General features: G+C 48.7%; 13 protein-coding genes and 1 pseudogene. 8 read left to right on the top strand and 6 right to left on the bottom strand.

Annotation, left to right across the window (positions count from 1 at the left end; genetic code table 11):
* Together NG833_RS01810 and NG833_RS01815 are read right to left on the bottom strand one after the other, a co-directional pair.
* Positions 1–542: pseudogene (locus NG833_RS01810) on the bottom strand (photosystem II q(b) protein); the annotation flags it as partial.
* Positions 543–978: 436 nt separating this feature from the next.
* Complete coding sequence (locus NG833_RS01815; RefSeq protein ID WP_254563625.1) at positions 979–1,185, bottom strand: hypothetical protein; 207 nt, start codon at positions 1,183–1,185, stop codon at positions 979–981.
* Between the two features lie 1,044 nt (positions 1,186–2,229).
* Here NG833_RS01815 and NG833_RS01820 point away from each other — a divergent pair.
* From NG833_RS01820 to NG833_RS01830, 3 genes are all read left to right on the top strand, one after another.
* On the top strand, positions 2,230–2,616 hold the full coding sequence (locus tag NG833_RS01820; protein ID WP_254563626.1) for a hypothetical protein: 387 nt from the start codon (positions 2,230–2,232) through the stop codon (positions 2,614–2,616).
* Between the two features lie 580 nt (positions 2,617–3,196).
* Positions 3,197–3,394: a hypothetical protein gene (locus tag NG833_RS01825; protein WP_254563627.1), complete on the top strand. Its 198-nt coding sequence runs from the start codon at positions 3,197–3,199 to the stop codon at positions 3,392–3,394.
* Positions 3,395–3,439: 45 nt separating this feature from the next.
* Positions 3,440–4,189 (top strand): TSUP family transporter, encoded by a 750-nt coding sequence (locus tag NG833_RS01830; RefSeq protein WP_254563628.1) that lies wholly within the window; start codon positions 3,440–3,442, stop codon positions 4,187–4,189.
* Here the strand turns inward: NG833_RS01830 and NG833_RS01835 are convergent.
* Positions 4,169–4,324 (bottom strand): hypothetical protein, encoded by a 156-nt coding sequence (locus NG833_RS01835; protein ID WP_254563629.1) that lies wholly within the window; start codon positions 4,322–4,324, stop codon positions 4,169–4,171. The genes NG833_RS01830 and NG833_RS01835 overlap by 21 nt on opposite strands.
* Before the next feature lie 163 nt (positions 4,325–4,487).
* Here NG833_RS01835 and NG833_RS01840 point away from each other — a divergent pair, with 163 nt between their 5' ends.
* On the top strand, positions 4,488–5,228 hold the full coding sequence (locus NG833_RS01840) for a glutathione peroxidase (RefSeq protein WP_254563630.1): 741 nt from the start codon (positions 4,488–4,490) through the stop codon (positions 5,226–5,228).
* Positions 5,229–5,846: 618 nt separating this feature from the next.
* On the opposite strand, the gene NG833_RS01845 is transcribed toward NG833_RS01840, so the two are convergent.
* On the bottom strand, positions 5,847–7,994 hold the full coding sequence (locus tag NG833_RS01845; RefSeq protein ID WP_254563631.1) for a mechanosensitive ion channel family protein: 2,148 nt from the start codon (positions 7,992–7,994) through the stop codon (positions 5,847–5,849).
* A 116-nt stretch (positions 7,995–8,110) separates the two neighbouring features.
* Here NG833_RS01845 and ribD point away from each other — a divergent pair, with 116 nt between their 5' ends.
* From ribD to NG833_RS01860, 3 genes are all read left to right on the top strand, one after another.
* Entirely contained in the window at positions 8,111–9,178 is a 1,068-nt protein-coding gene (gene ribD, locus NG833_RS01850; protein WP_254563637.1) for a bifunctional diaminohydroxyphosphoribosylaminopyrimidine deaminase/5-amino-6-(5-phosphoribosylamino)uracil reductase RibD, read from the top strand.
* 256 nt (positions 9,179–9,434) lie between these two features.
* A complete protein-coding gene (locus tag NG833_RS01855; protein WP_254563632.1) occupies positions 9,435–10,160 on the top strand; it encodes a hypothetical protein in 726 nt (241 codons plus the stop codon).
* A gap of 490 nt (positions 10,161–10,650) precedes the next feature.
* Positions 10,651–12,051, top strand: coding sequence for a CHAT domain-containing protein (locus NG833_RS01860; protein WP_254563633.1), 1,401 nt, complete (start codon positions 10,651–10,653; stop codon positions 12,049–12,051).
* Positions 12,052–12,297: 246 nt separating this feature from the next.
* Here the strand turns inward: NG833_RS01860 and NG833_RS01865 are convergent, their stop codons facing one another.
* Together NG833_RS01865 and NG833_RS01870 are read right to left on the bottom strand one after the other, a co-directional pair.
* Complete coding sequence (locus tag NG833_RS01865) at positions 12,298–13,257, bottom strand: DUF362 domain-containing protein (protein ID WP_254563634.1); 960 nt, start codon at positions 13,255–13,257, stop codon at positions 12,298–12,300.
* 135 nt (positions 13,258–13,392) lie between these two features.
* Entirely contained in the window at positions 13,393–13,713 is a 321-nt protein-coding gene (locus tag NG833_RS01870; protein WP_254563635.1) for a hypothetical protein, read from the bottom strand.
* A 580-nt stretch (positions 13,714–14,293) separates the two neighbouring features.
* Here NG833_RS01870 and NG833_RS01875 point away from each other — a divergent pair.
* Positions 14,294–14,529, top strand: a 236-nt coding sequence (locus tag NG833_RS01875; protein WP_254563636.1) for a hypothetical protein, incomplete at its 3' end; no start/stop codon positions are given.

Here is a 14,529-nt window from a genome sequence, read left to right on the forward strand (position 1 = left end):
TTGAAGGTTCCAGAGATACCCAAGGGCATACCATCAGAGAAAGAACCTTGTCCGATCGGGTAGATCAAGAACACTGCGCTTGCTGCTGCAACTGGTGCAGAGTAAGCAACGCAGATCCAAGGACGCATTCCTAAGCGGTAGGAGAGTTCCCACTCACGACCCATGTAGCAGAAGATGCCGATGAGGAAGTGGAAAATCACCAATTGGTAAGGGCCACCATTGTAGAGCCACTCATCCAAGCTGGCTGCTTCCCAAATCGGGTAGAAGTGCAGACCGATCGCGTTAGAAGAAGGAACAACAGCACCAGAGATGATGTTGTTTCCGTACAACAGAGAACCGGCAACAGGTTCGCGGATACCATCGATATCAACGGGAGGTGCCGCGATGAAGGCGATGATGTAGCAGACGGTAGCGCTTAAGAGGGTGGGGATCATCAACACACCGAACCAGCCGATATAGAGGCGGTTTTCGGTAGAAGCGACCCATTCGCAGAAGCGGTCCCACAGATTAGCGCTTTCGCGCTGCTGTAAAGTGGTGGTCATAGTTTTATGATTGCTATTTGGTTTTCGAGGTGGATTTGTATGATGTCTCTACATTAACGGGTTTGTAACGATTTGTAAAGGGGTAATTACCCTGTTTTTTCTAATCAGACATATAAGGTGAGCTTATCAAGCTATTGAGATACAGAAGTACAATCCTGAGATTGATCCCGGTGGGGTTTAATCTCAGGGTTTCCGGTTTCCTATCCGAATGGGGAGGATAGCAAGCAAGCTGGTCCAAAAACTGGGTGTTTCAGAGGCCGGTTCAGAAGGGGTTAGAAACCGGGTGGTGTTGAGAGAATCTTGGGTCATCCCCAGAAAATTCCCCAGAAAATCAGGACCAGAAAGCGGGTTTCTGGTCCGATAGATGTAAGACGGTATCGAAGACGGTATCGCCGTCCTAGGATGAGTTTATTGATGCTGTCGCAACTCGCCCTCTTTAAGCAGCCTTTGCAAAAATTTCAATGATCTGATCGATTTCATCTCGGGCGCAGGCGATCGCGTCTTCAGGACTATCAAAGGGTCTCAGGTTGATATTCCGGTATCCCTCGGGACTATGAAATTCATAAAAAAAAATATCTTCTGCCAGAATCGGAACGACGATCCAGCCGCGATAGAGTTCTCCTCGCAGGTCATAATTTGCCATAGTTTATCCTCTTGAATCGGGGGTTGATCAACCCATCTTTGTTAAAATTACAGTCTAGCCATTCCGGTGCGATCGCGACAACAGATACCTCACCCCTCAACCGAATGGAGGTAAGGCGGGAGGCCGATCGCGCCGAGGAAAAGTCCTGAATGGTTAGCGCCGATGTTTTTGAAGAAAAACCATGAGGATTTAATTTTGTCAATATTCTGGAGAAGAATTGTGATAAAAAGCGAACAAGTTTGGGACGCTTGACTGGCCACAACATCCCGTGGCGATCGCATCTTAACCGGGAAAGCTAACCCGTCTCGGCGGGCCTAAAGTGGGGATAATCTATACCTGATGATAGAAATTTCTATAGGATCTCCCTTTAGTCTCATGGTTTTGGGAAAGAAAAATCGTTACATTAGTTTATAACCGAGCGAAAAGAGGAAAGATAGGAGTAGAATCGATCGCGGTGCGACATTCGGAACAGTTGGGGTCCGTTTCCTCCCTTAGCCCGGTGGTCAAGGAACACCCAAGCGGTTCTAACCCACGGATCATCAGGTCGTCTGGAGGTTGGAGTCGGATTGCGCCGGTTTGGAGCAACCTCAAACCAGAGGGACATCGTAAAACAACGAGCTCAGATCCAAGTCGAGGGGTAAGCCACCTTGTCAAAAATTCGCTCCTTCAGGGTAAAAGGAGTCGAACTGGAACGAAAACAAATGAGCGGGGTCTTTGCGGTATCAGTTCTAACTTATCAATACAACCCGGTCGGGATCAACGATCGCCGCTTACAGCGGACCCGCCTTTGACGATGAAGCTGTAAGAGGGTTGCCGAATGCCGAGGGGAGCAACAGCACAGTTGAGACAACAACAGCGTTGTGAAACCCAGGCCAAGTCGGAGAGGAAAACACAACCTGACCCGGATTTGCATCACTGCAAATTCTGATGAGAGTCACGTTCTACCCGGAATTGCGATCGCAGTGAGTCACATTAAAAACGGCCACACTAGAACCATAGCCGTATTTTCAAGCCCTAGAAACGCTGTTACCTTTGAGAGTTATTATGTTGTATAAACCCAGCTTTGGCGATCGCCAGCTTGCTGAATCATTTTATCAAGCCTTGTTCAACCGCTTCTACGATTCCGTAGATCGCCAGACTCAGGAACTGTTAAGAGAATGTCAATTTGGCCTTGCGCCCTCCCCAACGGGAGTCAAAACCTTTTTTATTTTGACACCGGATTTAGAGCGCGCTCAAAACCTGATCGAGCAAATCGAGGGGATCATCAACGGAGTCATGGCAATTATGGTCGGAGTTCACCAAACTGCCATTTGCATTGCCCCCCCAGATGGCGGCGACGGTCCCAGGGAGCGATCGGGACAATTAAACCCCCGTTACATGATGGCCAAAATATTTCCCCATCCCCCACAAGACGATGAGGAACTGGGTTAGACCGATCCCGGGCAAAGCTAAACCCTAGAGGAGATGATCCGTGCGCTTTTTACCTGGGTCTGGAATTTTGATCCCACCTAGCCAAACTGACTCGGACTCGGAAAAACGAGAAGTTATACGAAATACGGTTGTCAAAGGTCTATAAAAAACCGCACCCTCAAGGGTGGGGCTACACGAACAAAGCCCGCCTGCGCGGGCTACAAGGGAAAACCGACTGTTACCAACCGGATTGGGTATTAGATCCAGAAGGGGCCTTCTAGGTGCGTTCCACTCCTGAGCAATTGGTTTGACAGTGAAACCCTGGAATATCCGTCTTTTGTCAAACCCGCTTGAAAGCCTGACTCCTCGTTGTCTGAAACGACGACAAATCGTTAATGGGTCATAAAGTGACAGCAGCGGGATAGAGAGGGAGATTTTAACCGGGGGTTGGGTCATCAACCGACAGAATTCAGGGAAGCAACCGATCGCCAACCTTTCCAGAGGAGTCAGCAAAATTACGGATGTCGCCACAACCAACCCTCGTATTTTTCCTGATGACAAGCATGAAAACTCACTGCACAATAGAAGCAGAAAGATAAACATGCTGGTACACCTTCCTTTGAAAAACCTGCTCCTCACCCCAGGAGCAGGTTTTTTTATGGCCTGTTTATGGGCGGTAGCTCCTGATCCCGAAGGCGATCGCCTGCGCCCGTCTTTGAGTGCCTTTTTTCCCAGACAAATTCATCTCCCCCCGAACCCAACTCATTCTGGGGAACTTCCTAGGTTAAAATTCGGTTAAAGATGGGAGAATAATACATAAAGAACTTTAACAGCCGTTCCATTCGTGTCCATACTCCTTGTTTGGTTAACCCTAGCTAGTTTCTTGTCCTGGTTTACCAGTACCTTAGCAGCCGCAGGCAGTCCGCTCCTCTTAATTCCACTGGTTAATCTTTTGTTGGGGTCTGGCGCAGTGGCACCCGTGATTACCATTGGGATGTTGCTGGGAAACTCGCAACGGATCTTTTTATTCTGGAGTGATATCAACTGGAAAATTACCCTATGGTACCTACCCGGGGCGATTTTAGGGGCGATTTTAGGCGCGTATTTGTTTACCCAAATGAATATAGAATGGCTGCAACTGGCGATCGGCTTGTTCCTGATTTTGAGCGTAGTCGGCTTTGGGCTGAAAAAACAAGAAAGTAGTTTCCGGATCGCAACCTGGTATTTTTTACCTGCCGGATTTCTGTATTCCTTTATTTCCGGACTCATCGGCAGCAGTGGACCCCTCTTAAATCCCCTTTACCTCAAATATGGATTAATCAAAGAAGAAATGATTGCCACCAAAGCCGCTAACGTGGTGGTGATTCATATCGTCAAGATTGTGATTTATTTGGCCTTTGGTGCGATGACACCGCAGCACCTGGGATATGGATTGGCGATCGGACTCGCCGCAGCACCCGGTAACCTCCTGGGTCGCTATGTGCTCCGCAGCATGAGCAACCAGCACTTTCGTCAGCTTGCTCTGGCCACAATGGCAATTACAGGCATATTAATGCTCTGGCAACAGCGCGACTTATTGCAATTTATTCACTAAGGCGCTGTTACCTTCGATGTTGAGTTTTGTCAAGGAGCGTGAGACAGACATAAAGCGATCGCCTGAAGCCACCGATCGCCCGAACTTTGCCCGATACTTGAACTGTCCCTGAGATTCGCTACAATAATGAAGCACCTAATCCCCGGCTTTCTTTTCCACCCGGCTCGAAACGAAAGCCGATCGCCGTTGGCTTGGGTTTTATCTACTCTAACCCACGAGAAAAACGAGGGATTTTGTTGTCTAAATTTACCCTAAATTCTGGTATCCATCACTCAATCAACAACTGGGAGAATCTATAATGTTACAAAATCGTGAAGGACAAACCGTTCCTAATGTTACCTTAAAAACCCGTCAAAATTCAGACTGGGTAACAATCACCACCGATGAGCTATTTGCTGGGAAAACTGTCATCGTCTTTTCCCTACCGGGTGCATTTACCCCCACTTGTTCCTCAACTCACGTTCCAGGCTACAATGAATTAGCGCCAACCTTTAAAACCAATGGCGTTGATGACATTATCTGCGTTTCCGTCAACGACCCATTTGTGATGAATGAATGGAAAAAAGAACAAAAAGCGGATAACATCACCTTTATTCCCGATGGAAATGGCGAATTCACGGAAAAAATGGGAATGCTGGTCAACAAAGAAGACCTCGGATTTGGTCAGCGTTCCTGGCGCTACTCCATGTTAGTCAAAGATAAAACCATTGAAAAAATGTTTATCGAACCCGAGGTGGAGGGCGACCCCTTTGAAGTCTCCGATGCAGAGACGATGCTCAAGTATATCAACCCAGAAGCGAAGAAACCCGAATGTGTTTCTCTGTTGACCAAAGAAGGTTGTCCCTATTGTGCACGCGCTAAAGCGGCCCTCAAAGAACATGGGTTTGAGTATGAAGAAATTGTCTTAAAGGACAATATTACCACCCGTTCTTTACGGGCTATTTCTGGAGCAACAACCGTTCCCCAAGTTTACATCAACGGTAAGCATATTGGGGGGTCTGATGACCTAATCCAATACTTAAATCAACAGCGTAAGTAAGCCCGGTCATCCTAAGTTAGGTTTATATTACGGCTGAACAATCCCCAACCTTAAACAGGTGGGGGATTTGTGTAGATAAGCTGCTTACACATATAAATTGTGAACAGACCTCAAACAACCCGCTTGGAGTACCACACATCGTTGGCGCAGGCTTCAAGTAAGCGTTTAGCCCTGCCTACTTGAAGAGCATCTTGCTCCCTAGAATCATTCAGCTTAAATGCTCATACTCCATCCAATTGTCAAAGGTCTATAAAAACCCGCACCCGTGCATGGTGGGGCTACACGGACAAAGCGGTGCCTGCGCGGGCTACTCCATAAAAACGACTTTTCATACCCGGATTTGGTATCAACAGCTTATAGCGGTTCTCAGAGTGATGAGATACAGATAGCGATGAGGAGTGCGAGCATCTTGCTCGCTATTTTTATAGAAAGGGAGCAAGATGCTCGCACTCCTAGTCGTCAGTTTTTGCAACCCACCTAGAGCATCGGTACAGTATTAAATCAGGAGGACAAGAAACCGGGTTTCTGTGCTCAGTGGGGTGGTAATCCCCAGAATTTTTGTTCAGAAACCCGGTTTCTAACCCTTGCTGTCCCCCAACCCTAGAAACCGATTCCGGATTAGGATGAAGCATGATCAGAATTTCCCATCAGCATCTTAGGGGTCCGATCGCCGTTGCTATTACGGGCCTGTTTCAACAATTCCAATGAACTCTGAAACACCACAGATTGTTGAGGTACACCGATCGCAATTCCATGCTGATCCAACTGCATCTTCATCCGACGGCGAAACTCTCGTCCCACACTCCAATGTTGCAGAGGTTTGGTTTTAATCCAAATCCGAATTAAAATTCCCGAGTGATCAATCTGGTCGATCCCCAACACTTCCGGGGGAGCAATCATTTTTTCCTCCCATTCGGGTTCGCTATAAATCTCTAAAGATAATTTTTGCAGCACTTCCAACACGCGGTCCACATTATTCTGATAGGCGACGGTGATCGTGAGATCCACCCGCGCCCATTCTTTGGAGAGATTGCGGACAATGGAAATCGCACTATTGGGAATCGTAATTAACTGTCCTTCCCCATTGCGAAGTTGAGTAATCCGCAGATTCATATTTTCCACGAGTCCGCCTACATCATCTACCAGAATCACATCCCCGATCGCATATTGGTCTTCAAACAAAATCAAAAACCCATTGATCGTGTCTTTAATTAAACTTTGAGAGGCCAAGGAAATCCCTAAACCAATAATCCCAGCCCCGGCGAGAATCGGTGCAATATCGAGGCCAATTACCGATAAAGCCATGAGAATGCCGATACTCACGCAGCCTCCGGCAGTCAGACTTTTAAATACTCCGGAAAAGGTGGAAAACCGCAATGCCAACCGTCGGGAAGCATTGAAGTCTACTAATTTACCCTCTTGCAAGACACTAAAGAACCGATCAATGGCGATCGCACTCAGGCGCACCCCCACGTATGTACTCAACACCACCCCGAATAGCCGCAAAGGAACGGGAAGTAAGGACAAAATCAGAACTTGAACGCCTCGACTCATGGGAAACAATCCCAAAATGCTGTAAGTTCCGCCTCCCCAGATGACGACTTGCCCAAATTGCGCCAAGCGTCGCTGGATATCGTTGACATTGAGCTGTTGCTGCCGTTTCATCTTGTACTGCAACTCCTCCATCGATTCGGTTTGTTGCTGCATTTCAACGGATTCAGATTCGGCGAGGGGAACAGACTCCTCTAATGAATGCTGGACTTCCCTTGGCGGAACTGGGGTTCTCTCCTGGGGGAGAGGATAAGGAGTAGCTAGGATTTGCTCCCGCTTCCGTTTAAATTGTTTCTGATAGTAAAACAGGAGCAAACTGGAGAACACCATTGCTAAGGCGATGGAGACTGCCCAGACGATCTGTTGTTCGAGATACTCCGGTTGACGCTCTTCCAAGGCTCGCAAGAGTCCCTGGCGAATCTCTTGCTGCCAGCGCTCGGCCACCATTTCCGGCGGCATTCCTAAGCGTTCAGCATCTAACGCAGTTACCGTTAGGAGTCTAATTTGTTGGGTGTCTGCTCTCCCCCACCGGGCATAAATGACGGGTAAACCGCCCAGGGGATTGTTGTACAGTTTCAGATTTTGCTCGATGAAGGTGGTAATCTCGTCGGATGAATAGGTGCCCTCAGAGTTCTGACTCTGCCGATTGCGCTGTAGTTCGGTTTTTACGCCCTCCAGTAAGTGCTGGAGTTGTCGCTCGATCGCCTCTACCCGAGACCCCTCGTCCAGTTCGATGGGAGACACGGGAAATAGGGGCCGTCCATCGAGGCGAACGGGACGATTCAGGTATGGAGAAAACCAGTTTTCCGATAGCCACGTATTGGGGGATAAAGACAATAGGGTGTCTGTTGTGGGGGGGGTAGCCGGTGAGTCGGCGGCGGCAGAATCGGTGGTTTCAGATTCGTCCGTCGAAGCCTCGGGCTGAGATTGTTCGAGTGGAATCTGGGCGATCGCAGCCGGAACACAGCTGGCTTGGAGACTCAACACCTGAAGCGCCGCGATCGCCATCCATTGCCCAATCCGTTTAGCACTCTTTCGACCCCCTAGGGCCGATCGCCCGGTCCTAGCTGGTTTTATCGCTTGACTTTTTTGAATGTCCATGATAAAATTTTCAGCTTTCAACTTTACAAAACTTAACCTTGCTGCGACTTGATTATACTGTGTGGCTGTTGGAACGTCAGTCTTTTCGATAAACTCAGGGTTAGGCTTCATCATGACAGCAGTTCAAGGAATATTTGCCCGTGACCCCTCAAGCGCCAGGACTCCCGAATCCAGACTTCAGCCCCTCAAACCCCAGCGGCGAGAGTGATTGTAGCGACTTTGATCGCTCAATGATGCGACGCTGTATTGAGCTGGCTCAACTTGCATTAGGAAAAACTGCCCCCAATCCCTTGGTCGGTTCCGTGATTGTCAAAGAGGGCCAGATCATCTCAGAAGGCTTTCATCCCGGTGCGGGACACCCTCATGCGGAAGTCTTTGCCCTGCAAGGAGCCGGAGAACAGGCCCAAGGAGCCACCGTCTATGTCAACCTAGAACCTTGCAATCATTATGGACGCACCCCCCCTTGCTCCGAAGCCTTGATTGCGGCTAGAGTCGCCAAGGTGGTCGTCGGGATGGTGGATGCCGATCCCCGGGTATCCGGTGGGGGTATCGATCGCCTGCGATCGGCAGGAATCGAAGTCGTGGTTGGCGTCGAAGAAGAAGCCTGCCGCCAACTGAATGAAGCCTTTCTCCATCGGGTCATTTACCATCGTCCCTTTGGAATTTTAAAATATGCCATGACCCTAGATGGCAAAATTGCCACCACCACAGGTCACAGCGCCTGGATCACCAGTACAGAAGCTCGTCGTGAAGTGCATACCCTGCGTGCAGTCTGTGATGCCGTCATCATCGGGGGAAATACGGTGCGCCAGGACAATCCGCAGCTCACCAGTCACCATACCGGCACTCAGAACCCCTTACGAGTGGTGATGACTCGCACCCTGGATTTGCCCGAATCGGCGCAGCTATGGGAGGTTTCCGAGGCAGGGACCCTGGTGCTGACTCAAACCGGAGCAAATCCGGATATGCAGCAGCGGCTTTTGAATAAAGGCGTTGAAGTGATAGAGCTTGATCCCTTAACTCCGGCGATCGCGATGGAGTACCTCTATCAGCGGGAGTTTCTGTCGGTTCTGTGGGAATGTGGTGGACTGCTGGCAGCGCGGGCGATCGCCGATGGCGCAGTCCAAAAAATTCTGGCTTTTATTGCTCCAAAAATTGTGGGAGGTCAAACAGCACCCTCGCCGGTGGGAAATTTGGGCTTAACCCGTATGGATGATGCCTTAAGCTTAGACCGGGTAAAATGGCGGACGATTGGAACAGACTGTTTAGTTGAAGGGTATTTAAAACTGAAGGAATAAGGGTGAAGTCTAAACGATGAAGTCTTAAGGGACCATTCCAGAGCCACAACCAGGCTCTTTTGTCCCTAAGGGGGGAATATGCCCAGCCTAATCCTGTACAGTCCTGGGTAAGTCCGGATCAAGGGTGAGAATTCTGCATGAAAATCACCCAATTTTAACCCCCAGATAAAATTTGATAGGTTAGCCAATCCTTGCGCCCTTAGACTGTCCCCTTCATCCTTCATCCTTTATCTCACCCCCTTGAATTAGGAAAAATATGCAAGTCATTGTGTTGTGGAGCGTATTTGTGGGGAGTCTCGGCATTGAGGCAGTGGTTGCCGGGGGATGGTTGCGCTGGCGGCAACTGCTTTTGCGGCAACAATATCAGGAGGAGGAAGAACTTGTGACGGATCATCAAAATCATCGGAATTTAACAAAAGTCGAAAACCCACCCACTTCCTTGCCTCTCAATGGCGGCAAGAGTGCAGAACAATTTTCAGTACCGCCTAAACCCGAAGAGGTGACGGCGGTGATTTCTGCCTTGCGTCCCCCGTTGCCCGAGGCGACTGTGGGGGCCTCTAGGGATTCCCAGAATGGGGAGTGGGAGTATAAAATCGTGCGGGCGAGTTTCGATCTGTTTCGCGATCCCCAAATTTTCCAGGGATTGTGTGAGGAAGAACTACAGGCGGGTTGGACGCTTTTGGAAAAGCTGGACGATCGCCGAGTACGCTTCAAGCGGGCGACTGCATGGCGGACGATGATCAACGAAGAGGGGATCAATTTCGACCCCTATCGCTCTCATTATGGACCGGCTACGGGGTGGGTGAATGTGGTCGGTGCGATCGCCGCTGTGACTTCGATGGTTTTACCTGCTTACTTAGGGTATGTTTTGGTCGCCAATACCCTTTCTGCCAAACCCTTGTCCCCCTCTGTTCCGATCCCCAATCCAACGGTTGCTCCCGTTTTCGAGCCATCCACTCCGGAACCTCCACTGATCCCCTAGGGGCAATCCTCAAATTAAAATCTCTCTATATATTGATCGGTTTCAGTGTCCGACAAATTTGTAGTCAGGGTTAGATCCCTTCGTTATGGCTAGAGTCCATAATTTTAGGGACCTAATCCACTCGACTCATTCCATTGATTAAAAGTTTTAAGACTCTATCAGGTTTTTAAACCCGGGTTTTTTCTGCACAGAAGTGCGGGAACCTCTGCTCTCCCGGTGGCTGAACCCGGCGGATCTGTCGGTTTGTGCAAACCTAAAAATACCGGATTGGGTCTCATCCGCAATCCTCCATTCTTCTGAGTTCCCCAGTTCGATCGCCCGAAGGCGGGGATCGCGCAACAAAACGCAACAAAAAACCGCCAAAAAAGCCTGAAAACAAGCTATTCATAAAAGCTGCAATCGAGTATGATTGAAGCGATCGCCTAAAAAAAACGCGGCGTTTCCTCCCGATCAAGGCGATCGCATTGAATGCTGAATTTAGGGGCAAAGCATGAACGTTTTTGCGAATGAGGGACAACCGGATATTTACCGAGGCTTTGAACGAATTTTAGTAGTTCAACGCAGAACTGAATCTGCCTTAGAAGTGGCAGAGCAAGGACGCGCCAAAGCGGTTGAGCATCTGTTAGCCTCCCGATTAGGACCAGAGGGTAAGTGCCACGGGTCCGTAGAACCCCCGAGTCTTTATAAAATTAAACAAATCGCTAAAGCTCAAAACTCGACTTTAGTTTATTATTCCCTGATTTATGATTATCAACAATTTTATGAAATGTCCCGGCTGCAAATCGGGCTAAATACCCTGTATGCTTATGCCACTGAACTATTTATTTGGGTAATTTCGCCAACGGGGAAAATTAGCTTTCGTCAAGTAGACCTACAATCGTTATGGTACGAAGATAATACCTCCCTGGCGGGGCTGGTTCGCAGCGTCCGGGAATTAATTAATGTAGGCTATAGCGATCGCGAACGGTTGCTTTGTCGTCAGCAACTCCAGTGCCTGTATCAAATCCTCCTAGAACCCATCGCCGATTTACTGCCCAAAGACCCCCAAAAACGGGTGACGATTATTCCCCAAGATTTCTTGTTCCTGGTTCCCTTTGCCGCATTAATCGATTCCAACGGTCAATATCCCATTGAAAAGCATACCCTGCTCACCGCGCCCTCGATTCAAGCCTTGGAGGTGACTCATCGGCAGCGAAAACCCATTGTTGAACGGGAACTCGCCCTTCAAACGGTCGGAAGTAATAGCAGTCTTCAGGGCTGTCTTCCCCTGGAATCGCCTCCAGAATGCCTCGTCGTCGGAAATCCTACCATGCCCAGCATTTGTTTGGAATTTGGGGAACCTCCGGTGCAATTGCTACAAATTCCCGGGACTCAACTGGAAGCTGAGGCGATCGCCCAGGTTCTGCAAACTCAGGCGATTACCGGCGATCGCGCCACTAAATCAGCGATCGTCCAAAAAATGCGTTCTGCCGATATCATTCATCTGGCTACCCATGCTTTTCTCGATGATATCGAAGGATTGCAATCGGCGATCGCCTTGGCACCGAGTCCCAACACTCATGGACTCCTGACTATTCAGGATATCTTGCACTTAAATCTCCAAGCTCAACTCGTAGTTTTGAGTGGCTGCGATACCGGCAGAGGGCGCATTTGGGGAGATGGGGTCGTGGAATTATCTCAGGCTTTTATCGCTGCTGGAGTACCCAGTTTACTGATGTCTCTCTGGTTGCCACCCAGCAACTCTAACCTAGATTTTATGAAAGAATTTTATCACCAATTCCAGCAAACCTGTGATAAAGCTCAATCTTTAAGAACCGCCATGTTAACCACAATGGAACAGTATCCCAACCCCCGAGAATGGGCGGCATTTACCTTAATTGGAGAAGCGTAAATTTTCCTTTGTCAGTAACCATTATAAACGCGATTTCTTTCCCCATACTTGCTGATTTATCCCGATAATAACAGCAAAATTTAGTGATTTTTCCCCTAACTCTAAATGAAAAACCGAGTTAGGATTACACCGAAATGTAGAGGCGATTCGCGAATCGCCTCTACATTTCGTGTCGGTTCTCCAAATATGCGGAAGTCCTGTGGGTCTTTTATGCCTAGAATCTCATCCTAAACCGACCGCTTAACCCTAACGATTCCCATACAATTTTATCGGTTCCTTAATAAACCGAATATACAAATGCCGGAACGTAGACTTGAGAACCCGAGGCATTCCAAAATCAATGGGAACTAGCGCCTCTGGCAGTTTCCAATCCTCAATTTTGATATCCACAGGTTTCAACAAAGGAAACTGGATCTCTGCCAGTTCCGGACAGACCCCTAATCGTAACGATGCCGCAGCAGTGGGAACAAGTTCCGGTGAGACATTGAGAACTTCTAACAAGGCGCGATCGCAAGCAAACACATCCTCCGACGCCGCCAACAGTCCCAGCAGTCGGGGTTCTCCCCCACTCGGACCATTCCCTTCATGGCCAATAATTCCATCAACAATCGTTAAATTAGGAGAAATCGCCCGCGCCGTTTCCACCAACATTTCTCCAAAACGATTCACATCCTTTCCCGCTTCCAAATGCCACCAGGCTTTCATCTTACCCGGCACACAGCCAAATAAATTTTTAACCCCCATCGTCATCGTCAATTGAACATGGGATTTCACCTTCGGTAAATTAATCACCACATCCGCTTCCATTGCCTCCTTCGACAATCGTAAATGATTAAATTCCGTCGCATCAGTTGGATATCGCTTGCCATGAAATTCCACAATTGGCAAACTCAATCGTTCCACAATCTCCTGATATCCATTGGCAAACGCCACCCCCCGCGCACTCCCAAAAGCAGGACTATCTCCTAAAAAAGGTTTTCCTCCCACCTCCATCACCATTTCCGCCACACAGGAAACGATTTCGGGCCGAGTGACACATTCTTTTGTCGGACGGGACCCGGTGAGCAAATTGGGTTTTAGCAGCACCCGATTTCCCGGTTTGACAATAGCTGCCATTCCCCCCAGGGGCGCTAATACAGTCTCTATAGACTCCCTGAGAACAGCTTTTTCGTAAGAGTCGGCGCGAATTAAACTAACGATTGTCATGAGATAAACTGAGCTAATTTTATTAAAAAAGAGTCAACCATGACCTGGGAGGGGTAAACATTTTAGAGTAATGAATCCCCTCCCTGCCATCACCCAGACCGAATTCCAAAATCCCCGGCATCTTTGCTTGACAATTCAACCACTCTGTGGTATTCGTCCCGTAGCACCACGCTGCATCGTCGTCACTCGTTCGCCATTATTGATGACCCCGGGACCTTGCATTTCAGGAACAGGTGGATTAATTTCTACCTTAACAACCTTAGCCGTTGAGACCATCACCGTGTTATCGATTAGATGAAAGGTAATCCAGGGTTGCGCTAACAACTGGGGTAACTGCTGCTGGAATTGGGCACCGGGAACCGGAACCTTAAACGAGTCCGTATGACCGTTTTCATAATGAAAGGTCACCTCTGTACTCGATTGAGCTTGCATTGTGGCAAATGAACCTCTCGCCATAATTGCACTCCATATTGACAATTTTGTGAATTTCGGTGGTATGCCGCCACCTCTTTTTAATTTAACAGCAAGCCTGTCCTTGACGAAACAGGCTGTGATGGAACAGGGTTCACAGTTGAGCACCTCCCCATACCCACCCAAGTTCTTCCCCCTGTTCAACGTCCCGACTTCAGTCGTTTCCGAATTCCCCAAAACCGCAGAAGTTCTTCTCCGGTGTTCAACGTCCCGACTTCAGTCGTTTCCGGATTCCCCAAAACCCAAGCCGGTCCTTTCCCCTGTTTGTAGTAACGACTTCAGTCGTTTCCGAATCCCCGAAAACCGCAGAAGTTCTTCCTCTTGTTTGTAGTAACGACTTCAGTCGTTTCCGAATCCCCGAAAACCGCAGAAGTTCTTCCTCTTGTTTGTAGTAACGACTTCAGTCGTTTCCGGATTCCCCAAAACCGCAGAAGTTCTTCCTCTTGTTTGTAGTAACGACTTCAGTCGTTTCCGAATCCCCCAAAACCGCAGAAGTTCTTCCTCTTGTTTGTAGTAACGACTTCAGTCGTTTCCGAATCCCCCAAAACCGCAGAAGTTCTTCCTCTTGTTTGTAGTAACGACTTCAGTCGTTTCCGAATCCCCGAAAACCGCAGAAGTTCTTCCTCTTGTTTGTAGTAACGACTTCAGTCGTTTCCGAATCCCCCAAAACCGCAGAAGTTCTTCTCCGGTGTTCAACGTCCCGACTTCAGTCGTTTCCGGATTCCCCAAAACCGCAGAAGTTCTTCCTCTTGTTTGTAGTAACGACTTCAGTCGTTTCCGGATTCCCGAAAACCGCAGAAG

It is taken from the genome of Oscillatoria sp. HE19RPO (assembly GCF_024220515.1).
Classification (GTDB): Bacteria; Cyanobacteriota; Cyanobacteriia; order Cyanobacteriales; family Laspinemataceae; genus Laspinema.

What these genes read in the sequence shown, in the direction of transcription:
- NG833_RS01820 (WP_254563626.1), top strand. Translation starts at nt 2,230, where the DNA reads ATGTTGTATAAACCCAGCTTTGGCGATCGCCAGCTTGCTGAATCATTT.
- NG833_RS01855 (WP_254563632.1), top strand. Translation starts at nt 9,435, where the DNA reads ATGCAAGTCATTGTGTTGTGGAGCGTATTTGTGGGGAGTCTCGGCATT.
- NG833_RS01825 (WP_254563627.1), top strand. Translation starts at nt 3,197, where the DNA reads ATGCTGGTACACCTTCCTTTGAAAAACCTGCTCCTCACCCCAGGAGCA.
- ribD (WP_254563637.1), top strand. Translation starts at nt 8,111, where the DNA reads ATGATGCGACGCTGTATTGAGCTGGCTCAACTTGCATTAGGAAAAACT.
- NG833_RS01870 (WP_254563635.1), bottom strand. Translation starts at nt 13,713, where the DNA reads ATGGCGAGAGGTTCATTTGCCACAATGCAAGCTCAATCGAGTACAGAG.
- NG833_RS01860 (WP_254563633.1), top strand. Translation starts at nt 10,651, where the DNA reads ATGAACGTTTTTGCGAATGAGGGACAACCGGATATTTACCGAGGCTTT.
- NG833_RS01845 (WP_254563631.1), bottom strand. Translation starts at nt 7,994, where the DNA reads ATGATGAAGCCTAACCCTGAGTTTATCGAAAAGACTGACGTTCCAACA.
- NG833_RS01865 (WP_254563634.1), bottom strand. Translation starts at nt 13,257, where the DNA reads ATGACAATCGTTAGTTTAATTCGCGCCGACTCTTACGAAAAAGCTGTT.
- NG833_RS01815 (WP_254563625.1), bottom strand. Translation starts at nt 1,185, where the DNA reads ATGGCAAATTATGACCTGCGAGGAGAACTCTATCGCGGCTGGATCGTC.
- NG833_RS01840 (WP_254563630.1), top strand. Translation starts at nt 4,488, where the DNA reads ATGTTACAAAATCGTGAAGGACAAACCGTTCCTAATGTTACCTTAAAA.